Below are 25160 nucleotides of genomic sequence, written 5' to 3' on the forward strand. Positions count from 1 at the left end.
CATAATCAACGATTTGATAATTTAAATCGACTCAACTTAAAAAAAACTCAAACATTATGAAGAAAATTATTTTTGCGGTAATCGGACTTCTTATCAGTGCAAGCTCCTTTGCACAGACCGATATTTCAGGAACCGTAACAGACAGTTCAGGAGAGCCAATTCCCGGTGCTAACATTTTAATTACAGGTAGTACATCGGGTACAACATCAGATTTTGATGGTAATTTTACTTTTTCAACAGACCTTACCGGTGCTCAAATATTACGTGTATCATATATAGGTTTTACATCTGTTGACAAATCATTAGATTTAAACGGTACAGCACAAACTGTAAATGTTGTGCTACAAGAAGGTGGTCAGCAACTTGATGAAGTTGTTCTAACGGCTTCTAGTACATTTCGTTCTCAAAAACAGGCACCTCTATCTATTAGCTCTGTTAAAATGAAAGAAATTACTAAGCTTTCTGCTAATAGTCAGGCAGATATTCTTAGAAGTGTACCTGGTATTACCGCTGAAGGTGGTGGTGGTGAAACGGCAAGTAACATATTCGTTAGAGGTTTACCTTCTGGTGGTCAGTATGTTTTTAACCCTTTACAGTATGACGGTATGCCTTTGATTAGTTCTTTCGGACTAAACTCTTCTGCGCATGATGTCTATGCAAGACCAGATATAGGTTTTAAAGGTGTTGAATTTGTTCGTGGTGGTGCAGCTGTATTATATGGTGCAGGTTCTGTTGCTGGTATTATCAACTACACAAGTAAAACGGGTGATACGAACCCTGGTAATATTATTAATATTGAAGTTGCCAACCAAGGTAGAATTAAAACAGATTTTTATTCTGGTGGTCAGCTAGGTGGTGAAGATTCTAATACATATTATGCTTTTACAGGTTTTGTACGTCATGATAGAGGTCCTATAGATGTAGGTTTACCAACTAAAGGTGTTCAATTTAGAGGTAACATCAAAAAGAAGTTCGATAATGGTTTTTTTACTTTAAGCGGACAGTTTATTGACGATAAGGCACAATTTTATCTTCCTATTCCATTAAGTGGTGGTAGTAGAGAGCGTATAAACGGTAATGATGGTAACCCAGTTGAACAGTTGTTATCTGGTGACTTAGCGAATACTTCATTCAATACTCCTGGTGGAACATATAATAGTCCGATTGCAGATGGTGTTGCAACTACAGGTGGTTACATTATGGGTGATTTCAATTACAGATTTGAAGATGATCTTAAATTGACTTCTAAGATTAAATATGCCAACTACAAGCATAATTTCGCATTATATGTTGGTGGTAACGGTGCAAATGGAAATCCTATTACTTTAGATAATTATGTAGAAAGTATAGCTCCTGGTAACTTAGGGTATACTGCTGCTTACCAAAGTGGATCGGGTTCTCAAATTAATGGTAATGACCTAGTAATCGATAATTTACATGTGGATCGTTTACGCCCAATGACAGATTACTCTGGTGAGATTAACCTTACAAAATCTATTGAGACGGCAAACGGTGGTAACCATAACATTACTGTTGGTTCTTATATAGCTCGTACAGAGGCTGAAGATGTTAACTATCAATATAGAGTATTGACAGAATTCAACAATAACCCACAATTGGTAAACTTAAATTATACCGATGCTGGTGGCGATAATGTAGTGTATTCTCAAGGCGGACTTTATAACCGTATTGGTCAGACAGCTAATAACTTTCTTTCTCAAAATAGATTGGCATTATATGTTACCGATGAGATGATTTTAAACAAATGGCGTTTTGATGTTGGTTTCAGATGGGAACATACAGATGGTATCAACAGTCGTGGTGGTATTATGAGCGAAACAGTTTACACTACTCCAGATATTACATCAGAACTTAGTGATGTACAAACTGCAGATGGTTCTTTCTTAAGAACAGAAGTAAATGCAAGTGCTTGGGCATTGTCTTTAGCTGGTTTGTATGAGTTAACTGAAACAACCAACCTTTATGCTAACTTCTCTAAAGGATATTTCTTTCCACAATTAAGAGGTTTTGCTCCAGTACCTGGTATTTCTGAAAGTCCTTACGATGCTGAAAATATTATTCAATTTGAAGCTGGTGCCAAATTCGGTAACGAGAAATTCTCAGGATCTGTTGCAGGGTACTATGTAGGTCTTAAAGATCGTGTATCTATTCGCCAAGCAATTGTAGGTGGTCAATTAATAGATGAAACAAGAGCAGAGCAAAATACAAGAACAATAGGTCTTGAAGCTACCGGAGATTATTCTATTGCACAATACTTAAATCTTCGTGGTAATGTAACATATCAAGATCATGAGATTACAAAGAATACCGATTTCGATTTAGTAAATGGTACTTCTACAGAAGCTAATGTTGGTAACGAATTGGCAAGACAGCCAAACTTATTAGGTGGCTTAGGGTTGTACTATGATAACGCTGCTTTTGATGCAAATTTCGGATTCAACTATACGGGAGCAAAGTTTACAGATGACACCAATAATATAGAATTAGATGCCATAACAATTGGCAGACTAGGTGCAGGTTATACATTCTCAAAAGAAGATAACAACCAGTCTGTTCGTTTAGGGGTGTCAGTTTTTAACCTATTCGATAGTGATGGTATCACAGAAGGTAATCCTAGAGCTGGTTCAGCTGGTCAAACAGAATCTCAATTTTTTGTTGGTAGACCAATTTTACCTAGAAGATTGTTCGTTACAGCGACCTTCAATTTCTAGAAAGAAAGTTTTGTTAGTTTAAGTTTAATTGATAAACACATTGGTAGTTGCAGAATTGCCAATGTGTTTTTTTACTCGATTATCGAGATTTAAATGCTCAGACGCTTGCGTCGAAATATTAATTACGTTTTCAATTCAATGCCTCGCGGGCTTGACCCGAGGTTATTTACTAGATATTATGAAGGAAGAATTATATAAAAAAGCAATTGCAGTATTAGATGCAAATTTTCAAGAAGGTGGTTTTACTATACCTAGTGCAGGTTTATATCCTTTTCAATGGAAATGGGATTCTGGCTTCATCGCCATTGGTTTTGCCCATTACGATGTTGAAAAGGCAAAAACTGAAATGAGAACTTTGCTAGATGCACAATGGGAAAACGGTTTTATACCTCATATCGTTTTTCATACAGAGAACGATTCTTACTTTCCTGGGGCAGATTTTCATCAATCTGAATTGCATCCCTTGTCCTCCAAAAAATATAGGTCTACAGGTATGACCCAGCCGCCGGTAACCGGTTTTGTGCTACAAGAAATGTATCGTATCGCAGAAGATAAGCAAGATATGCTCAACTTTATCAAAGAAGAAATTGATAAGGTATATGAAAATCATGCTTACTTCTATTCAAATAGAGATCCACAAGATGAAGGTTTGGTGTACATCTATCACAACTGGGAATCTGGTACAGATAATTCTCCTGTTTGGGATGATATTTGGAAAACGATGAATCCGCCAGAATATACTTTTGTTCGAAAAGATACTACACATGTTGATGCTTCTCAGCGCCCGACTAAAAGAGAATATGATCACTATTTACATATCATAGATATTGCCAAGCAAAACAATTATGATGATGCTAAAATAGCGGAGCTTTCACCATTTTTGGTTCAAGATCCTTTGTTCAATGCCATGTTAATTAAATCTAATCAGGCATTAGTTGATATGTATATTATGATCGGTGGAAATGAAGAGAAAATTAAGACCATTTTAAAATGGCAATCGAAAAGTATTGAAAGCTTCAATAATAAATTATTTGATGCTGAATTAGGTGCTTATGTGCATTACGATTTAAGAAATGAAAAACCTATTAGGCATATAACGTCTTCATCTTTTTCGCCATTATTCGCAAATATTCCTTCTCAAGAAAGAGCTGAGGTCTTAGTGAAAACAATGATGAATAAATTTGGAGGAGAGGATAAATACCTATGTGCTTCTTTTGATCCTACAAATGATCGATTTAATCCTAAAAAATATTGGAGAGGTCCCGTTTGGATCAATATGAATTGGATGCTCTTTTTAGGACTTAAGAATTATGGTTTTACCGATGTTGCTGCACGTATGAAGCAAGATAGCATTGAGCTTATAGAGAAATATGGCTTCTATGAATATTTTGATTGTAGAAAAGATACTGGTGAAGAGAATACCCCTGGTTATGGAGGCAACAATTTTTCATGGAGTGCTGCTTTGTTTATTGATATGGTGAATACACCATAGTGTTATAAAATGATTTAAAGGTTTAAAAATGAACTACATTGATTATTTTTTAGTCGGATTTTACATAATGGGTATTTTAGGAGTAGGTCTCTTGATCAAAAAAAATAAAAACTAGGATATGAATTACGTTGATTACATTATTATTGTCGTTTACCTAGTTGGATTTTTAGGTTTGGGCTTCATGTTTAAAGATAATAATACGGGTGGAGATTACTTCTTAGGTGGTCGTAAAACATCATGGTTGCCGTTAAGTTTGTCTGCAATGGCTACCCAATTATCTGCTATCAGTTTTATATCGGCTCCTGCTTTTGTTGGTCTCAAAGAAGGTGGTGGTATGCAATGGCTTACCTATGAATTAGGTGTACCCTTGGCTATGGCCTTTTTGTTAATTGCAGTATTGCCAACGTTATATAAATCAGGTATAGTTAGTGTTTATGAATATTTAGAAACACGATTCGATGCTTCTTCTCGATTATTGATAAGTTTTGTTTTTCAAATAAGTAGATCGGTAGCTACTGGGGTTATGGTGTATACTATGGCATTAATTCTACAAGCTACTATCGGATTAGAGTTTTGGATTTCAATTTTAATTATTGGTCTTATAACTATGGTTTATTCTTTTCAAGGCGGAATGAAAGCGGTTATATGGGGAGATGTTATTCAAATGAGTATCCTGTTTATAGGTATAATCATTTGTCTTTATTTTGGATTTAGTGAGCTTGGCGGAGTAGATAATTTTCTTACTCATGTAGATACCGATAGAATTACTGCTGTAGATTTTAATAAATGGGGTTTCAATAATGCCGATGGAAATGATGAATTTGGGTTTTGGCCCATGGTCATTGGTGGCTTTTTTCTTTACGCTTCTTATTACGGTACAGATCAAACTCAGTCGCAACGATTGTTGTCTTCTAGTAGCATGTCTAACCTTAAAAAACTAATGATGGCAAACGGACTCCTTCGTTTTCCGTTTACGTTAACCTATTGTATTATGGGTCTTGTGTTGGGTACATTATTAATGCAAGATGTAACTTTTCAAGAACAAATGGAAACTGTCTATCAAGCTAATATTGGTTCTTTAGCAGGTAAAAAGGCAGATTTAATGGTGCCGGTTTTTATTATTAAATATTTACCTAATGGTGTTATTGGTATATTGATTGTTGCTATAATGTCAGCAGCAATGTCAACCTTAAGTTCAACGGTAAATTCATTATCAGCCGTAACCATGGAAGATTTTGTAAAAAGATTCAACCCTAACATGCCCGATAAAAAATACATGACGTATTCAAAATTGTTGTCCATTTTTTGGGGTCTGGTATGTTTGTTCTTTGCATTTTTTGCGGGTAATATAGAAGGCACGGTCATAGAAGTAATTAATAAGATAAGTTCTGTCTTCTACGGTCCTATTTTAGCAGCTTTCATTTTAGCGATTCTTACTAAGAGAACACATGCGCTTGGTGCCAATATTGGTATTGTAGTAGGGGTGCTGTTCAATATTTATTTATGGTTATATGTGCCACAAATATTTTGGTTCTGGTGGAACGCGCTTGGTTGTTTAGTAACTATATTGGTTGCTTTGGCAGTGAGCTATACTGTCAAAAGGCAAGTTAACGAAGGCTTAGAGGTAACGTATTATTCTGGTAAGAAAGAGGTAGCAATATTACTTGGTTACTTTGTGCTAATTGTACTGTTCAGTATTTCATTACCTAATATTTTGAATTAGAACTATGGCAATGAAATTTGTAATAGCTCCAGACAAGTTTAAAGGTTCTTTAACAGGATTCGAGTTTTGCGATGCGGTAGAAGAGGGTATAAAAATGGTTTTTAAAGATGCCGAAATCATAAAGAAACCCTTAGCTGATGGTGGGGATGGTACTATGGAAGTTGCTAAGCATTATATAAAAGGAGAAGCTGTTACGGTTACTGTAAACGACCCTCTTTTTAGACCTATTAATGCTTCTTATTTATATTCTGATGAAACTAAAATAGCCTATATAGAGATGGCAGAAGCATCAGGATTAAAATTGCTGAATGTTGATGAGTTTAATTGTATGGAAACCACCACATCTGGTACTGGGGAATTAATTTATGATGCATTAGAGAAAGGTGCCACTGAAATAATTTTAGGTATTGGTGGTAGCGCCACAAATGATGGTGGTATGGGCATGGCAAATGCTTTGGGGTATCGTTTTTTAGATGATAACGGTCAAGAATTAATTCCTATCGGAAAAAATCTTTCAAAGGTCAAATCAATAGATGATTCCAATAAAAATAATAGACTTGATTCGGTAAAGGTTAAAGTTGCTTGCGATGTAACCAATCCGTTTTATGGGTTACAAGGTGCAGCCTATATTTATGGGGCACAAAAAGGTGCCTCTGAAAATGAGATTATATATCTAAATCAAGGTTTGTGCAACTTTGCAGAAATTATTAAAAATCGTTATAAAATCGATTTACAGAAAGTAAGTGGTGCCGGTGCAGCTGGCGGTGTTGGTGGTGGTGCCCTTGTTTTTCTGAATGGCGAATTAATTTCAGGAAATAATTTAATAAAGGAACTTGCAGATTTTAATAACGCAATCAAAGGAGCAGATTGGATTATTACTGGTGAAGGTCAGTTAGATGAGCAAACGCTGTCCGGAAAAACTATAGATGGTGTAGTAACATCTGCCAAAATGAATAAAATACCTGTTGCCGCACTTTGCGGATCGGTTAGTATAAGCGTGGCACAACAACAAAAATTTGGTTTAGCTTACGTTGCATCGATTGTAAGAGGTATTTCTACTTTGAAAGAAGCTATGGAACACAGTAAGGACAATCTTGTAAATGCCGCTTTTAACTTTGCAAGTTTGATTAAATAAGCCATCTAAAAAAAACACCTTTTAAGGTCAAAATTGGTATAGATAAAAAATAAAAGTAATCTGTTAAAACCAGTAATTAGCACTACAAATTAATAGTCTAATTCATAGTTTCCACAATTTTAACTTTCTATACCTTTCTTTTCGGTGTATTGACAACAATTTGTTTAAGGGGCAGTAGGCTACAGTTATCTTTAGTTTAAGTAAGAATTAATATCCATTAAAACTATAATAGTATTGATGGATTTTTTTAGCCAATGACTAAACCTACAACCACTTATTTAATTCAATATACTGCTTGGAAAAAAGTGTTCACGTTTTTCCTTTTAGTACTGGTGAATAGCGTATTATTCTCTCAGAAAACTACGGGCTGGGATGAAATAGGATCAACAAACATTTATGAATCATATAGTTCTGATAATTTAGTTAGAGTAGAGTGTAGAGTCACTGGCGGAGTTTCTATTTCAGGTGAAGATACTATGGGGTGTATTTCTGATAATACCTACGGTAATCCAGATCCAGTTATTTTTGGAGAAACTTCTTTAGGAATATCCATTAATCCGCTCTTTTCAGGAAGCATCGAGTTTCATTTCTTTGATGCGGTAACTGGAGATGAGGTATTTATTACTAATCCATATCTAAATGTTGATAAAGTTGGAACATTTGGAGCACTACCTTTGCCTTTTTTGACCGGTACAAATACTGGAGTTTTCACTTCTACAAATGGTACATGGACAAATATTGGTAAGAATGGCGATATTTTTGTGTCTACAAATACAGAATTTAAGATAGACGCTGATGCTCTTTTAAGCTTTAACGGAGGTGAGTGTGGTAATAATTCATTTGATGGTACTGGTGGCGGTACTATGAAAATGGATGATGCAGTTAAATCTATTAATATGGATGTTTCTGTATCGGGATTACTTTCACTTTTTCAAGAAGATGTTGAGTTTGTAATATCCAATCTAATTATAGCTGAACCAGAAATAGAAGTAACAAAGACTGTTTTAAACAGTTTTAGCTCTCCTGTTGTAACAGGTGATGCTGTAGATTATACTATTGAAGTGGAGAACACAGGTAATGTGAAAGTTACCAATGTTGCTTTGACAGATACGTTCAAAGATGCTAGCGGAAATACAATTACACTAAGTAATGCTCCATCATTTTCATCCGCAACAATGAGTTCTTTAGAAGGTACGCTTTTAGCTGGTGAAGTGGCAACATATTCTGCAAGCCATATTCTAACTGCTAATGAGATTGCTGAAGGCGGAGTAATAAATCAGGTAAGTGTATTAGCAGATAGTCCATACGGTCCGGGAGACACTGATGATCTGTCCGATGATGGAGATGATACAGATGGTAATTTACTTGACGATACTACAGATAGTTTTTTTCCTATTCCCTTAGAGAATACCGAAACGGTAGAAAAGAATAATTCCGTTGATATTTTAGTGACCAATAATGATGATTTTGGTGGTAATGGTCCTAACTCTGGTAGTATATTTATTGTAAGTACACCAACAAACGGTAGTGTATCATTGAATAATAATGGGACAGCGACAAATCCGGTAGATGATTACTTTACTTATACACCTGATACTGATTACACGGGGACTGATTCTTTTATATATGGAATAACGGATTCTAAAGGTTATACACAGCATGCAACTGTTACGATAACGGTGTATGCTTGTCCAAATGCAGGAATTGATGGAACGTTAAATATCTGTCAAGGAGATAGCTTTACAAACGCAGACCTTTTTGCACAACTATCAGGTTCTCCTGATGCTGGCGGAACATGGTTTGATAATGGCGATGGAACTCATACGTACACAGTAGCTGCAATAGCACCATGTATAGCGGACGATGAAAGTATCGTAACCGTAACCGAGCAAGCGCAACCAAATGCAGGAATCGATGGAACCTTGAATATTTGTGCCGGAGCTACATTCACAAATGCAGACCTTTTCGCACAGTTAACCGGAAATCCAGATACTGGTGGAACTTGGGCAGATAATGGCGATGGAACTCACACGTACACAGTAGCTGCAATAGCACCATGTACAGCGGATGATGAAAGTATTGTAACCGTAACCGAGCAAGCACAACCGAATGCAGGAATTGATGGAACGTTGAATATATGTGTCGGAGATAGTTTTGATAATAATGATCTGTTCGCACAGTTGACCGGAAATCCAGACACTGGCGGAACATGGTTTGATAATGGCGATGGAACTCATACATATACAGTAGCTGCAATAACACCATGTACAACGGACGATGAAAGTATTGTAACGGTAACCCAACAAGCACAACCCAATGCCGGTGTTGATGGAACATTGAATATTTGTTCTGGAGATAGTTTTGACAATAATGATCTGTTCGCACAATTAACCGGTTCACCAGATACAGGTGGAACATGGGTTGATAATGGAAATGGCACACATACCTATACTGTAGCTGCAACTGCACCATGTACAATAGACGATGAAAGTATTGTAACGGTAACCCAACAAGCACAACCCAATGCCGGTGTTGATGGAGTATTGAATATCTGTCAAGGGGATACATTTGATAATAATGATCTGTTCGCACAATTAACCGGTTCACCGGATACAGGAGGAACATGGGTTGATAATGGAAATGGCACACATACTTATACTGTAGCGGCAACAGCACCATGTACTACAGATGATGAAAGTATCGTAACGGTAACCCAACAAGCGCAACCAAATGCAGGAATTGATGGAACTTTAAATATCTGTCAGGGGGATACTTTTGACAATAATGATTTGTTCTCACAATTGACCGGTTCTCCAGATTCGGGCGGAACATGGGTTGATAATGGAAATGGAACGCACACCTATACCGTAGCTGCAATAGCACCATGTGCAACGGACGATGAAAGTATTGTAACGGTAACCCAACAAGCGCAACCAAATGCAGGAATCGATGCAACGTTGAATATTTGTGTAGGCGATAGTTTTGACAATAATGATCTGTTCGCACAATTAACCGGTTCACCGGATACAGGTGGAACATGGGTTGATAATGGAAATGGCACACATACTTATACAGTAGATGCAACAGCGCCTTGTACAACGGACGATGAAAGTATTGTAACAGTAACCCAACAAGCGCAACCAAATGCAGGAATTGATGGAACGTTGAATATCTGTCAAGGAGCTACTTTTGATAATGATGATTTATTTGCCCAATTAACAGGCAGTCCAGATACAGGTGGAACATGGGCAGATAATGGCGATGGAACTCATACGTACACAGTAGCTGCAACTGCACCATGTACAACGGACGATGAAAGTATCGTAACCGTAACCGAGCAAGCGCAACCAAATGCAGGAATTGACGGAACATTAAATATATGCGAAGGAGATACTATTACCAATGCAGACCTTTTTGCACAACTATCAGGTTCTCCTGATGCTGGCGGAACATGGTTTGATAATGGCGATGGCACATATAAGTATACGGTATCGGCAATTTCACCATGTACTTTAGACGATGAAAGTATTGTAACGGTAACCCAACAAGCACAACCCAATGCCGGTTTTGATGGAACATTGAATATCTGTCAAGGGGATACATTTGATAATAATGATCTGTTCGCCCAATTAACAGGAAATCCAGATACTGGTGGAACATGGGTTGATAATGGAAATGGCACACATACTTATACGGTAACTGCAACAGCACCATGTACTACAGATGATGAAAGTATCGTAACCGTATCCGAGCAAGCACAACCGAATGCGGGTATCGACGGAACGTTGAATATCTGTGCCGGAGCTACATTCGATAATGATGATTTATTCGCACAACTAACAGGAAATCCAGATTCTGGTGGAACTTGGGTTGATAATGGCGATGGAACACATTCGTACACAGTTACTGCAACTGCACCATGTGCTTTAGACGATGAAAGTATCGTAACCATAACCCAACAAGCACAACCAAATGCAGGAATTGATGGAACTTTAAATATCTGTCAGGGGGATACTTTTGACAATAATGATTTATTCGCACAATTAACAGGTTCACCAGATACAGGCGGCTCATGGACGGACAATGGCGACGGAACACATACATATACGGTATCGGCAATATCACCTTGTACAGTAGATGACGAAAGTATCGTAACCGTAAACCAGCAAGCACAACCGAATGCGGGTATCGACGGCTCATTGAATATTTGCACCGGAGATACATTCGATAATGATGATTTATTCGCACAACTAACAGGAAATCCAGATACTGGTGGAACTTGGGTTGATAATGGCGATGGAACACATTCGTACACAGTTACTGCAGCTGCACCATGTACAACAGACGATGAAAGTATCGTAACCGTAACCGAGCAGGCACAACCAAATGCCGGAGGCGATGGAACATTGAATATCTGTCAAGGAGCAACTTTTGACAATGATGATCTATTTGGTCAGCTTACAGGTAATCCAGAAACAGGCGGAACATGGGCAGATAATGGAAATGGAACACATTCGTACACAGTTACTGCAGCTGCACCATGTACAACAGACGATGAAAGTATCGTAACCGTAACCGAGCAGGCACAACCAAATGCCGGAGGCGATGGAACATTGAATATCTGTCAAGGAGCAACTTTTGACAATGATGATCTATTTGGTCAGCTTACAGGTAATCCAGAAACAGGCGGAACATGGGCAGATAATGGAAATGGCACACATACTTATACGGTAGCAGCAATTGCGCCATGTACTATAGATGATGAAAGTACAGTAACCGTAACCGAGCAAGCGCAACCCAATGCGGGAATCGACGGAACATTGAATATATGTTCTGGAGATAGTTTTGACAATAATGATCTGTTCGCACAATTAACCGGTTCACCAGATACAGGTGGAACATGGGTTGATAATGGAAATGGCACACATACTTATACTGTAGCTGCAACTGCACCGTGTACAACAGATGATGAAAGTATCGTTACCGTAACAGAGCAAGCGCAACCCAATGCAGGAATTGACGGAACATTAAATATTTGCGAAGGTGATACTATTACCAATGCAGACCTTTTTGCACAACTATCAGGTTCTCCTGATGCTGGCGGAACATGGGCTGATAATGGGAATGACACGTTCTCTTATACAGTTTCGGGGATTGCACCTTGTGCGACTAATGACACTAGTATTGTCACTGTAGAATTTAATCAGACAGATGCTGATGGCAACGGAATCATAGATTGTAAAGAAACCATTATAGTGCTACCTATTATCACCATAGATGATGTTACAGTAGATAATATCGTTAATGAAACCGAAGCCCAGAATCCGGTTTCTATAACCGGAACAGTTTCGGGTGATTTTATAACGGGAGACATCGTTACTTTAATCATAAATGCCAATGATTACACCGGTCCTGTTAATGAAAATGGTTTTTTTGAAATATCGGTGCCTGGCACAGACTTAGAAGCAGATGTGGATAGTACTATTATTGCTTCGGTAACTACGCTAACTATTGAAGGAAACACAGGGTCAGCTTCTGATCAACATACTTACATTGTTGATACTGAACCGCCTCTAGTAGATAGTTTTGAAACTATGGATACGTTTCCAATTTTACTTGGTTTGGGGAGTCCTAATGAAATATTGAATATAACTGTTGAGGTAGGTGATACGGGCATAATTTTAGAATATATAATCAATACTGATATCAATGGAATATGGGAAATACATACCGATGTAGATGTACCAGAAAATAATTCTTTTCCTATAATTGATTCTGAAATAACATTATTTATAACAGCAGTTGATTTGGCTGGTAATGAAGGTAATGGTGAAGTGATTATCATTTTCGATAATGAAATCTTAAACAATGATAGTGATAATGATGGTTTGCCAGATGATGAAGAACTTTCTTTAGGTACAGATCCAAATAACCCCGATACGGATGGAGACGGAATCATGGACGGACAAGAAGTTGTAGATGAAACCAATCCGTTAGATCCATGTGATTCCATTGGAGGTACGCCGCCATCAGGAAGCGGATGTGATCTTTATGTGGAACTAGATTTAGTGAAACCTGGTGATATCATGAATGGTGGTTTTGAAATTATTAACATTGAACGGTTCCCTGAGAACATTGTAAAAATTTATAATAGATACGGAGTATTGGTTTGGGAGGTTGAAGGTTATGAAAATGATACCAAAGCATTTACAGGCATATCCGAAGGAAGAATAACGATTAATCAGAATGAAAAATTACCGTCTGGTACATATTACTATGATATTTATTATACCGACAAAGGAGAACAAAAAATGTTAACGGGTTACCTATACCTAATTCGATAAAGAATGAAGAAAATAACAAACATATTCTTTTTGAGTTTTATCGTAATGCTATGCGGTCAACAAATGGTATTAGGGCAGCAAGATGCGCAGTACACCCAATACATGTACAACACTTTTTCGGTGAACCCTGCTTATGCTGGATCTCGTGATGCCTTAAGTATTTCTGCATTGCACAGATCGCAATGGGTGGGTAGAGATGGAGCTCCAAATACACAAACTTTAAGTGTTCACGGGCCAACTTCGAATAAAGTAGGACTAGGTTTATCAATAGTGCATGATGAAATAGGGAACAATACCAACCAGAATACATATTTAGATGCTGCTTTTTCATATACTGTAGAAACTTCTGAAACAGATAAGTTGTCCTTTGGGGTAAAAGCTGGCGGACATTTATTAAATCTAGATTTTAACAACCTTCGAAATTACAGTGCAGGTGGTGTAGCCATAACCGATGCGGATCTATATAAAAAGTTTACGCCCAATTTTGGAGCGGGAATTTATTATCATAACGATAAGTTTTACACTGGTTTATCCATCCCCAACTTCTTGCAAACGGAGCATTTTGACAGTTCTGATGGCAACGAGAGCTTGGTCTCGGTAGATAGGGTTACTTGGTACTTAATTTCTGGTTATGTTTTTGACATGTCGCCATCATTAAAATTTAAACCGGCATTTTTATTAAAAGCAACATCTGGCGCACCTTTACAAGCAGATATATCGGCTAATTTTTTATTGAACGATAAATTTTCAATGGGTGCTGCTTACAGATGGGATGCTGCTTTAAGTGCATTGTTCGGATTTCAAATGACTCCTGAATTTATGCTAGGCTTGGCATATGATAGTGATATCTCTGAATTGGGTGGCACGAAATATAATAACGGCTCTTTCGAGGTGTTTCTTAGGTATGAGTTTTTGAAGAAAGATAAAATTGATTTAACCCCTAGATTCTTTTAAATATAAATAGCAATGAACTTTAAATCGTCTACGGTTTTTGTAATACTTCTTTTTATTTCTGCACTGTGTTCTGCACAGAAAGGGAACAAAAAAGCTGTAGCCGATAATTTTGAACATTATGCGTACATGGGCGATGGTTCAACGTATGAAGAATTGAGTAAAAAAGGAATGTCTGATGAAGATATTTGTAAAAACCTTGGTAATGAAGCTTATTTAAGGGCAAAGTATGATGAGGCTAGTTATTGGTATGCAAAGCTGTTAGAACTGAATAGTTCAACTACAGAACCAGACTATATGTATAGATATGCACAATCTTTAAAATCGATTAAAAATTATAAAGATTCTGAGATTTGGATGAAAAAATTCAAGAAGGCTAAAAAGAATGATGTGCGTGCTCAGAACTACAATAAAGATGAAGGTTATTTTGATGAATTAATGACTGCATCAAATGAATATACTATTGAAAACTTAGCTTCCGTAAATTCTAAAGAATCAGATTTTGCACCATCATTCTACAAAGAATTTTTAGTTTTCTCCACTGGCAGGGATTTAGAAACTACTGATCGTAGTTCTACTCCGTATTTAAATCTTTATAAAACAATACGTCCAGAGAAAGAACAATATAGTACGGCAACTGCATTTCCTAAAGAGTTGAAATCTGTCGCAAATGAATCTTCGACCACTTTTTCAAAAGATGGGAATACCATGTATTTTACACGAAATAATTATAAAAAGGGTTCTTTTACTAGAGATAAGAATGGTATTAGTAGGTTAAAAATTTACAGAAGTACGTTTACAGATGGAAAATGGGGAACTATCGAAGATCTACCTTTTAATAGCGACTTTTATTCCGTAGCGCATCCTACATTAAATAAGGAGGGAACAAAACTGTATTTTTCATCAGATATGCCTGGTACATTAGGTGCATCAGATATTTTTATGGTAGCTATTCATCCGGATGGTAGTTTTGGAACACCAGAGAATTTGGGGTCTAAAATCAATACCGAAAGTAAAGAGACTTTTCCGTTTATATCAGCATCTGGCGTACTGTATTTTGCATCTGACGGACACCCAGGTTTAGGTGGGTTGGATATGTTTTCAATCGACTTAAAAAATGAAGGTGCAGTTAAGAATTTGGGTAATCCGATCAATAGCCTTAACGATGACTTTTCAATGATTTTCGATGAAGAAACCAATTCAGGTTTTTTCGCTTCTAACCGGAGCGGAGGTGTTGGTAGCGATGATATTTATGCGCTGAAAACGATAGACTGTATGGTGACTATAAACGGTACCGCGGTAGATAAGGACACGGAGGAGCCTTTACCATTTGTTACTGTGAACGGTAAGAACACCTCAGGAGGTAATATAGGTGAGGCGATAACAGATGCCGAGGGTAACTATAGTATAGAAATTCCATGTCAAGAAAGTCAATATTCAATTGTTGCCAATCTTGACGGTTATGAAGAGGGTTCTATTTTTATGTTTACCACTCCCGATGAAAAGAATATAACAGATGCCCGTGTGGTATTGGAAGAGAGTAGTAAGGTTGCTGTAATTGGAGCAGATTTGGTAAAGGTTTTAAAGCTGGCTCCCATCTATTTTGATTTAAACAGTTCATACCTTCGTGATGATGCCTTTGAGAATTTAGATAAGGTAGTGGCTTACATGATCAAAAGACCTGAAGTAAAAGTGGAAATTGGGTCGCATACAGATAGTAGAGAAGAGGATGGTTACAACCTTTGGCTCTCTGATCGTAGAGCAAAAAGAACGGTTGCCTATATAATATCTGCAGGAATAGATGAAAGCAGAATAACAGGTAAAGGCTACGGAGAAACTGCACTAATTAATAAATGCGCAAACGGAGTCATTTGTTCTGATCGTGACCATCAATTAAACAGACGTTCAGAGTTTATATTGATAGAGTAAATCTTAATTAATATTCTTCGCTACTACTTCTATTTCTTTCACTACATGTAGCGGTTTACCGTAAGAAGTAAATCCGTTTAAAATAACCTCGTAAGTTCCTTCTACATCTGAAGTAAAAAATTCAAATTGATAATCGCTAGCTTCAATATTTAAAAGTGGGTTCCAGTATAATAATCTTCTGTAGTCTGGTATTCTATTGAACGAAGTGTCTTCTGTTTGATAGGTTTGTACAAAGTAATTCTTTTTGGCGACAGGTTTGGTAAATGGTAATACTAGGCTATTTTTAGCAGTATAAGTATCCAGAAAATCTTCATCAAAAGTTTCAATGGAAATGATACCTTGATATTCCTTTTGACCTAAGCGAAATTGATCTCTTGTCAAACTAATTTTTTCAATTTTACGGGCATCAAATGTTCTTATTTGCTCATGATGCGGTATGTAGACACCGTCAATTAAAACTATTGCGGGGAAAGCGTTGTATTCTTCGTCATAAGACTTAAAATCTTGTCCAATTCTAATGTAAGCTTCACTTGAATTTGCTTTTCTAAATCCAGCAAACTTTACCACTTCTACTAACGTCTCTTCAAGGGTAGGAAATCTTGTGTATTCATCAAGAATGATAACTTCTGGAATACCGCCGTTAAAAATATCTATTGGATTACTTTGTAAAATAGAATCTGGTTTGGCACTAAAGAATTGGTTTTCTATCTGGTTTAATACGCTTCTATTCGTTATATATTCCGCTTGTTCCTTTGATAACTTAAAATTTGAGAAAGATAAGTCTGTTAGGTCAATAGAACCAGGTGTTCCTTTTTCTATAGTATACGTTTGGCTTTGGTCTTCAACCTGTATTACTATCATTGGGTTTTTACGGTCTTTACGTATATAAGAATAGAAATTTCCGTTTTGGTCGGTTTTCGAAAACTTTAATAAAGATTCCTTCCCGGGTATGGAAATAACTACAGGGAGATTTTCGACTGGTATACCAGTCTCATTACTTTTTACGGTTCCATAAAGTAGTTCTCCACGTTGTTCCGGTAAAAAGATGCTATCGCCAATTGTTTGTTTAATCTCTTTGTTAGCATTAAAATATGCATTGCCATATGTAACGGAATTAAGAGAAGATGGGATGTCTATTTCTTCCTTTCTTTTTACTTTGATACTATAAAAACCGTGACCTAATGTCCCCTTATAATTTTTAATGCTAAGATTTACTTTTTCCCTAGGTTGATATGTAGATCTGTTAGTTCTGATTGTAATTGTTGATGAGTCTGAAACCGAAATAGCATCAGTTGAAATTGACGAGATAGCATCAGATTTATTTTCTAGAAGGGTAGACTGGTCTACCAAATACGGGTTAATGATAACAATATCATCTTTAAAAACTTGAGATAAACCTGCGTTTTTCATCCATTGGGTATAACCTAAAAGCTTGTACCTGCCCGATGGTATATCTGTAGACACAAAGAAATCACCATAGCCATGTCCTTTGCTCAACTTTACTTTATGTTCAAAAACAAAGTCCCTGGCTTCATTTACTAGTGCTACATACCCAATTGTACTTATTTTAGTAGGGTTATTGGTTTGTGCATTAAAGCAGTGAATTGAATAATACAAGTATTCGCCAGACAGTACCAATGGTCCGTTATGATCTACATATGCCTTCTCTTGAGGCACTTTTTTTAAATTCAAAAGGTCGCTACCATCTTTGATTACATATTGGGCGTGACCAAGATTGGCTATTAAAATGATTATTGCGGCAAGTATTTGTGTTGTTTTCATAAGTGCTATTTAATCTACCCAAAAATCAGGTTTTATATTATTTCCTAAAACTGTACAGTCTCCACATATTGTTGGAACAAAAATAAATGGACCAACGCAAATTGGGTTCGCATTGGGTACAAGGTTTTCTACATAATCGGAATAGTAAGTCACCGTTCCTATATCAATTCTTTCCAGTAATCCTTGGGGACAGGGATCCATGGGATTATTAAACAATTTAGCAGTCTTAAATCCGCAATTAAATGCATACGGTGGTGTTTCTTCCGGAAAAAAATTTTCGTAATTTAAGAAGATGCGCTGTTCTGTAACTCCAACTGCTTCTACATAACCATAAACATTTTCAACATTACCGTCTTTACGATGTACGTTTGCGTAAATGGCTCCTGGTTGTACTTGAGAAAATACATTATCTGATTGAGAAAATGCTTGGAGGGTTTTAAAAAAAGAATGTGCATTTGCAGATTGTACTTGCTGTTGTACTAAAATGCTATATCGTTGGGCTATTATGAAATTATCTTTAGTGATAAACCGTATATTATGTTTAGAAACATTGCCTTGGGTAATGCCTGCAATACTGATTAAATCTATAGTGTTGGAAGAAACGGTATTGTAACAAATTCGGTCTTCAACTGTTTTTTCTACCACTTCTAAACTATAATCTACTGTATCGTCAATACCATCGTAATCTGTTAGTTCAAATTCGAAATTTTGCCAATTGGGAGCAACAATTTTATAGGTTTCATCATAGGTATATTTAAAGTATTCCGCTGCACCTTCTAGGGATTCACTGTCTACATAAATAGCTATGCCTTCTTCTCCATTGTCATTTTCAGCTTTTTCGGCATATAAATTAGTTATCGTAGAAGTACCTAATACGGTTATAGGGTCAGATATATACCCTGTACCATTATTTGTATTGATATCTAAAGTATAGTTGGCATCCATTTCCATTGCGAATGGAGTATTGGATAGATAAATGCCATCTTCATCTTCAGTGAATGAATATACTTCTCCATTTTCCTTGAGTAAGGACACTGTAGCGCCAGTTTCCATTTTAATGCTATCTACAGGTCTGCTCCCTAATGGTAAATATGGACTGTAAATAGTATCTGTTTCTAAGTCTAAACGAACTTCACTCCTGCTTAAATAGACTTTTTGAGTAATGACTTCGTTGGTGAAAACTGCTTCTACTACTAATGCAGCTTCTGCTTCATTTTCATTTAGTGTTGCTATTTCAATTTCTTCCACACAGGCGCCAAAAGTTAGAACAACTAAGAGGGTCAATTTGCGATAATGTGAAAAACTATTTTTAAACATTTGTAATTATTATTCTGTCCAAAAATCTGGTTCAATATTGCTGCCTAGTGCCGTACAATCACCGCAAACCTTTGGTACAAAGATGTGTGGTCCACCACAGTCTACATCATTAACATTAGGCTTCACATAACTTATTAAATCAAGATCTATCTGTTGTATGACCGATTGCGGACAAGGATTAGGTCCTCTTGGACCACTAAAACAAAAAGAAACATGAGACTCTGGTGCGGTCAATTCCCTACAATTAAAAGGGTATGGTGGTAATTCTTCGTTCGGGTAAAAATCGGTGTAATTGAAAAAGAGCCTGTCTTTAGAAACGGATACCACATCAAAAAAACCGATTACGGTACCCTGAGTACCATCGTCTGATGAAAGGTTGCCCTCTAAAAAACCAGGTTGTATTTGAGAAAAAATATTCCCGGTTTGACTGAAGTTATTCAGTTGATCATAAAAACTAAATGACGCCGCGTTAGAAACCAATTGCACAACCTCAATACTATATCTGTGACTTATGATAAAATTTTCTTGGTCAATGAAGCGCACCATAAACTTTTTAATATTGTCACCTAAGTTACCCTGTTGAGCTTGTATGATAGTATTAGAAAGGTTGTTGCCATAACATACTTGCTGCTCTTCTTCTCTTTCTATAATTTCTAAGTCATAGGTAACCAATGGTAGCGCACAGGGCTCGTAATTAGTAAGCTTAAAAGCTTCAGGAGACCAATTTGGAGCTATTATTTTATAGGTTTCATCATAAGTGTATCTTAAGTTTTGAACGGTACCTGATTCTACGGTGTTATCTACGAATATGCCAATACCTTGTGCTCCAGATTCACTTGTCGTTTTTTCTGCGTAAAGATTTGAGATGGCTGATAAACCTTCAATTTGCATGTTGGTCGAGGAGTACCTTTTTCCATCTGATGTTATAATATTTAATTGATATGCATTGCCCATTTCTGCAGCAAATTCATTTTCGGATTCGTAAATACCAGGACTGGTTTCATTGAAAGAATAGGTAGTTCCATTATTGTTCTCAATGGAAACAGTGGCGTTAGATTCATAACGAACCAAATCTCTGTTAATATCACGTATAGGTGTGTATGGGTTGTAGATGGAATCAATTCCTAGGTCAACCAAAGTATCCATTCTACTTAAGGTTACCCTATGGTTTTTTAATTCATTGGTCAGAGTTGCCTCTACAATTAAAATTTTTTGCACATTTTCATTTGACGCTATGCCAAGGTCAACCTCTTCAATACAACTAATGAAGAATAATAAAGTCAATATTATAAAAAGATTATTTTTCATTTTTCAATCCAAAAGTTAGGAATTACATTATCACCAAATTTTCTACAATCAATACAGCCCAAGGGTTTTACTAAAAATGGAGCACGAGATAATTCTCCATTATCGTCAGGTTCCAAAAAATTTTCATTGTCGCCAATATACCCTATTTGACCTGCTATTATTCCTTCTATTAGAGGTGAATTTGATCCTCGGTCAACTATAATTTTTCCGTCAATTACAGTTGAGTGAAAGCCGTCAGGATAGAGTGCTGGTTCACGAATAACATCGCAAGAAATAATATAAGGGGGCAAAGGCTCATTAGGATAAAAATCTTCATAGTTAAAAAATATTCTTTTTTCACTATATGAGCTCAGTTCAAAGTAGCCAAATACAATTGCATTTTCAGAATTCTTAGCGCTTACATTTGATTCTAACATACCGGTCTGGACATTGCTGAAAATGCTTTCTGAACTTGAAAAATCTTCTAATGAACTAAAGAATGATGCAGCATTGATGTCATGATGATACTGTTTAACTAGAATACTGTACCGATGTGATATGGCATAATTATCACTACCGATAAATCTAACTTCAAAATTCTCTAAATCATTTGTAGTTAAATTACTGGTTGAAGTAATTATTAAATTATTGGATTTATTGGTGCCAAAGCAGATATCAGCTGGTTCATTCCTTGAAGTTACTGTAACTTCCCAACCATCGTCATCTTCACAAAAGAAATCATAATCAACTTGATCCCAAATAAACGGATTGTAATCCGGTGGGATTATTTTATAGGTCTCTTCATATTCATATCTAAAATAATTTGCTGAAGAAGAATTATTTGAATTACTCACCGTAATTGAAATTCCGTCATTTTCAGAATTATTAAACTTACGTTGCGTCTTAAGTTCTGTTAATTCAATTCTAGAAGGTAAAGTAGTTTTATTTGAATGATAAATAACATTATCAGCGGTTGTAATCTGTAGCATGTATGCTCTACCCTGTTCTAAACTAATAGCTGCTATTGTACTGTAGTTTCCAGGTTCATTTTCAATGAAATCTATAGACCCTCCCAAATCATCAATTATATTCACTTGTGCCCCAATTTCTGGAGTTGGTTCAATTTCATCAAATGAGAAAGTTCTTGTCAATAGAATGGTTTGCGGTTTATTTTCATCTGTTATTCTGGCATCGACAACTAATGCTCCATCTAAAACTTCTGTGATGTTTTCAGGTTCGAATTCTTCAACACAACCACTTATTTGTAGTGATGTATAAATTATGAAAACCCATTTTAGTTCTTTTTTCATTTTAAGCAATTTTTAAAACTTAAAATTATAGGTGATAGAGGGTATAGGAATAGAGAAAATTGAACTCTGTAATGCCTTGACTTCACCATCATCTGTCACGAAAAACACCGAATACGGATTGTTTCTACCTAATACATTGTAAACAGATATAGTAACAAAACTATGCGCTAACTTATTCTTCTTATGATTTCCTTCAATATTAAGACCTAGATCTAAACGGTAGAAATCTGGTATTCTAAATTCATTTCTATCACTAAAAGCAACAAAATCTGCATTATTAAATCTAAATGTACCTACAGGGTAGGTAATAGGTCTACCTGTTTGGTAAACGAAGTTTGCAGAAATACTATATCGTTTTGTGAAACGGTAATTGGTAATGACACTTACATCATGGGGCTTATCGAAATTGGAAGGGAAGAACTCACCGTTATTTATGCGTTCTTCACTGAATTCACTGTCAAATCGATATAAAGACCTGGAATAAGTATAACTAAGCCATCCGTTTAAATTACCGCTTTTCTTCTTTAACAGAAATTCTACGCCGTATGCCTTTCCATCACCCTGTAATATCTGTGTTTCTACATTTTCATTTAAGAAGAGGTTGGCGCCAGTTTTAAAATCAAGTACATTTTCCATCTTCTTGTAATACCCTTCAATACTTAATTCATACTCGTTTTCTTTAAAGTTTTTATAAAACCCTAAAGAAGCTTGGTAACCCTTTTGTGCTTCAATGTTTAGATCAGATAGTTTCCAAGTATCTATGGGTGAAACGGTGGTATTGTTAGAAAGCGTATGTAAAAATTGGTACGAATTATTAAGACTTGCCTTCACCGAAAAATCAGGAGTAAATAAATATCTAGCGGAAACCCTAGCTTCTGGTCCACCATAGGTTTTTATATTTTCATTACTTGAATAGGTTATGGTATCTTGAACCGTAGACTCGTTCTTTGGCATGCCTTCTTCATAGGTTCTTTGTGTAGCTTCGCCTAAGGAAGCAAAGAATGCATAGCGTACGCCTAAATTGACCGAAAGCTTATCGTTTAAAGTAATTTCATCACCAATAAAGATAGCTCCTTCAACAGCTTGTTCTTCGTCTATTAGTAATGTACTAATATCAGAGTCTTCGCCGTCAGGTTTTATGCTTCCAGGATTGACAGAGTAATATTTTGCAGATGCTCCATAATCAAGTGTATGCATATCATTTAACGAGGTACGTATCTTGTATTTTAATTCAGTTTCGTTGATGCTATAATCTAAATTGAAATCTGTATTGGTTTCTCCGTCAAAATCAATTCCAAAGCCATAATTGCTATTATCAACAATTAAAGCGCTATTGGTCTTTTCGTTCATTCTATGATCCCAACGTACGGAAAATAGACGGTTATCATAATTATATAATGAATCTGAGGTAATGCTAAAAGCATCTCTACTGTAATAAGCAGTAGCTTTTACCTCATTTTTCTCATTTATTTTATTGTGATACTTTAGAATACCGTCAAAAAAAGAGGCATTACTATTACTTAAAGCTTCGTCATCTAAGGATCTTAAAATCCAATCTGCATAAGCACCTCTACCACCAACAACAAGCGAAGATTTTTCTTTTTCTAGCGGAATTTCTAATGCTAAGTTTGCTGTAACAGGTCCAATTGACCCTTCGCCTGAAAATTTTTCAACATTTCCATTTTTAGTTCTTATATCAAAAACCGAGGATATTCTTCCACCAAACTCAACGGGTATAGCTCCTTTATAAATGTCTACACCTTTTGTTGTAAACGGATTCAGTGCTTGAAAGATTCCGAAAAAGTGCTGTGGATTGTAAATAACAGCATCGTCTAACAAAACTAAATTTTGGTCTGTTTTACCACCACGAACATTTAAGCCCATTGCACCTTCACCAGCAGATGAAATACCTGGTAATGCCTTGGCAACAGATAAAATATCGCGTTCTCCTAATACTAACGGAATGTTTTTAGATTCCTCAGAATCTATTTGTTCACTTCCTGTAATAGATTCTTCAACATTTTTAAATGCATCTGCTTCTACAACAACTTCGTCTAATTGTTGTAGGCCCTCCTCCATCAATAAATCTAAACTACCATTATTGAACATGATTACTTCGCGGTCTGTAGCTGCAATACCCATGGCACGTAAACTTAGCTCATTATATCCTGCAGGTAATTCTAGTTTATAGTTCCCAGTGACATCGGTTACGGTAATTTGGTTGGTTCCTTTTACACGTATTGCCAAATCCTGAATTGGATCTCCAGTTTTAGAATTTATAGCCTTGCCGCTAAGAAGGTATGTTTCTTGTAGATTATTAGGATCACTTTTGCCTACTTTGGCAATATTATATTCTTGTTTATTTTGGTTTGTGGTGTTGTAAAAAGTGGGTGGTGGAATATTTGTTTTTTGTTCAATGACGACATTTTCTTGCTCTGTTTCTTCTAGTCCAAAGAAGCTATTTGGTAATTCATCATAAACAATGGTATTTTCTAACAGAACTATTCGATTGCTAGTTTTTTCGATATAAAAATTTAATGAAGTGTTTTCGAAAATTGATTGTAAAGCACTATTGATATTTTCATTGTCAAAGGTTTTAGTAATAATAACTCCGCTAATCCATGATTCAATGAAAAAGAACTCAAAATCTGTTTGTTTTTCAATATCAATAAGTACCTCTTCTAACGGTATTGCCGCATATTGACCATTAATTGTTGGCAATTCTTGAGAATAGGTATTTGAAATTCCAATGATAAACAAAAGGAATAATAAAAGATTATTATGAAGTTTAATTGTATTTGAGAACGAAATATTTGCAATAATTGATAGCAATAGACAATTATCTTTTTGTTGTGAGGTCATGGTGGTTGGTTGGATTTCTACAAGGTATGAAAAAGAATAATATAACAAAATGTGATTTTTAGAATAATTACACCGATTATTTAAATAATTAAAAATAAGAAGTTGATTTTTTACGAATATGATGACCTATGTCTAAGTCATTTGTTAAAAGCATTTTATAATTTAAACATCGGTAATAATTATTTAACTAATTCTCATGGCGTAGACTTTCAAAATTAGTAATGGCAGCAATATTTTTATAGATTACTTTTTTACTCGTCATACTCTCATTTCATTATATATCAGTATTTTATTAC

The 25160-nt window shown here is 36.0% G+C and carries 12 protein-coding genes; 7 read left to right on the forward strand and 5 right to left on the reverse strand.

What is annotated here, in order from left to right:
* Positions 1–56: 56 nt before the first annotated feature.
* From BUC31_RS05190 to BUC31_RS05220, 7 genes are all read left to right on the forward strand, one after another.
* On the forward strand, positions 57–2732 hold the full coding sequence (locus tag BUC31_RS05190) for a TonB-dependent receptor (protein WP_073241892.1): 2676 nt from the start codon (positions 57–59) through the stop codon (positions 2730–2732).
* Between the two features lie 178 nt (positions 2733–2910).
* Positions 2911–4224 carry an amylo-alpha-1,6-glucosidase gene (locus BUC31_RS05195; protein WP_073241893.1) on the forward strand — a complete coding sequence of 438 codons (1314 nt, stop codon included), beginning with the start codon at positions 2911–2913 and terminating at the stop codon, positions 4222–4224.
* A 118-nt stretch (positions 4225–4342) separates the two neighbouring features.
* Positions 4343–5947 carry a sodium:solute symporter family protein gene (locus BUC31_RS05200; RefSeq protein WP_073241894.1) on the forward strand — a complete coding sequence of 535 codons (1605 nt, stop codon included), beginning with the start codon at positions 4343–4345 and terminating at the stop codon, positions 5945–5947.
* A gap of 10 nt (positions 5948–5957) precedes the next feature.
* Positions 5958–7082 (forward strand): glycerate kinase, encoded by a 1125-nt coding sequence (locus tag BUC31_RS05205; RefSeq protein WP_073243771.1) that lies wholly within the window; start codon positions 5958–5960, stop codon positions 7080–7082.
* Positions 7083–7336: 254 nt separating this feature from the next.
* The gene (locus BUC31_RS05210; protein ID WP_073241896.1) at positions 7337–13426 is read left to right on the forward strand and encodes a T9SS type B sorting domain-containing protein; all 6090 of its coding nucleotides are present in this window, start codon (positions 7337–7339) and stop codon (positions 13424–13426) included.
* Between the two features lie 3 nt (positions 13427–13429).
* Complete coding sequence (locus tag BUC31_RS05215; protein WP_073241898.1) at positions 13430–14380, forward strand: PorP/SprF family type IX secretion system membrane protein; 951 nt, start codon at positions 13430–13432, stop codon at positions 14378–14380.
* A 12-nt stretch (positions 14381–14392) separates the two neighbouring features.
* Positions 14393–16306, forward strand: a complete 1914-nt coding sequence (locus BUC31_RS05220; protein WP_073241900.1) for an OmpA family protein — start codon at positions 14393–14395, stop codon at positions 16304–16306.
* Positions 16307–16309: 3 nt separating this feature from the next.
* Here BUC31_RS05220 and BUC31_RS05225 read toward each other — a convergent pair whose 3' ends face one another.
* Genes BUC31_RS05225 through BUC31_RS05245 form a run of 5 tightly spaced genes read right to left on the reverse strand, consistent with a single transcriptional unit; the run spans position 16310 to position 24864 of the window.
* Complete coding sequence (locus BUC31_RS05225; RefSeq protein WP_073241902.1) at positions 16310–18088, reverse strand: hypothetical protein; 1779 nt, start codon at positions 18086–18088, stop codon at positions 16310–16312.
* A gap of 9 nt (positions 18089–18097) precedes the next feature.
* Complete coding sequence (locus tag BUC31_RS05230) at positions 18098–19405, reverse strand: DUF4249 domain-containing protein (protein WP_073241904.1); 1308 nt, start codon at positions 19403–19405, stop codon at positions 18098–18100.
* Positions 19406–19414: 9 nt separating this feature from the next.
* Positions 19415–20713, reverse strand: a complete 1299-nt coding sequence (locus BUC31_RS05235; protein WP_073241906.1) for a DUF4249 family protein — start codon at positions 20711–20713, stop codon at positions 19415–19417.
* Positions 20710–22002, reverse strand: a complete 1293-nt coding sequence (locus BUC31_RS05240) for a DUF4249 domain-containing protein (protein ID WP_073241908.1) — start codon at positions 22000–22002, stop codon at positions 20710–20712. The genes BUC31_RS05235 and BUC31_RS05240 overlap by 4 nt, the downstream gene beginning before the upstream one ends.
* A gap of 12 nt (positions 22003–22014) precedes the next feature.
* Positions 22015–24864, reverse strand: coding sequence for a TonB-dependent receptor (locus BUC31_RS05245; RefSeq protein ID WP_084134946.1), 2850 nt, complete (start codon positions 24862–24864; stop codon positions 22015–22017).
* Positions 24865–25160 lie beyond the last annotated feature (296 nt).

The sequence above is a fragment of the Maribacter aquivivus genome, from assembly GCF_900142175.1.
In the GTDB taxonomy this organism is placed as follows: domain Bacteria; phylum Bacteroidota; class Bacteroidia; order Flavobacteriales; family Flavobacteriaceae; genus Maribacter; species Maribacter aquivivus.

What these genes read in the sequence shown, in the direction of transcription:
- BUC31_RS05190 (WP_073241892.1), top strand. Translation starts at nt 57, where the DNA reads ATGAAGAAAATTATTTTTGCGGTAATCGGACTTCTTATCAGTGCAAGC.
- BUC31_RS05195 (WP_073241893.1), top strand. Translation starts at nt 2,911, where the DNA reads ATGAAGGAAGAATTATATAAAAAAGCAATTGCAGTATTAGATGCAAAT.
- BUC31_RS05200 (WP_073241894.1), top strand. Translation starts at nt 4,343, where the DNA reads ATGAATTACGTTGATTACATTATTATTGTCGTTTACCTAGTTGGATTT.
- BUC31_RS05205 (WP_073243771.1), top strand. Translation starts at nt 5,958, where the DNA reads ATGAAATTTGTAATAGCTCCAGACAAGTTTAAAGGTTCTTTAACAGGA.
- BUC31_RS05210 (WP_073241896.1), top strand. Translation starts at nt 7,337, where the DNA reads ATGACTAAACCTACAACCACTTATTTAATTCAATATACTGCTTGGAAA.
- BUC31_RS05215 (WP_073241898.1), top strand. Translation starts at nt 13,430, where the DNA reads ATGAAGAAAATAACAAACATATTCTTTTTGAGTTTTATCGTAATGCTA.
- BUC31_RS05220 (WP_073241900.1), top strand. Translation starts at nt 14,393, where the DNA reads ATGAACTTTAAATCGTCTACGGTTTTTGTAATACTTCTTTTTATTTCT.
- BUC31_RS05225 (WP_073241902.1), bottom strand. Translation starts at nt 18,088, where the DNA reads ATGAAAACAACACAAATACTTGCCGCAATAATCATTTTAATAGCCAAT.
- BUC31_RS05230 (WP_073241904.1), bottom strand. Translation starts at nt 19,405, where the DNA reads ATGTTTAAAAATAGTTTTTCACATTATCGCAAATTGACCCTCTTAGTT.
- BUC31_RS05235 (WP_073241906.1), bottom strand. Translation starts at nt 20,713, where the DNA reads ATGAAAAATAATCTTTTTATAATATTGACTTTATTATTCTTCATTAGT.
- BUC31_RS05240 (WP_073241908.1), bottom strand. Translation starts at nt 22,002, where the DNA reads ATGAAAAAAGAACTAAAATGGGTTTTCATAATTTATACATCACTACAA.
- BUC31_RS05245 (WP_084134946.1), bottom strand. Translation starts at nt 24,864, where the DNA reads ATGACCTCACAACAAAAAGATAATTGTCTATTGCTATCAATTATTGCA.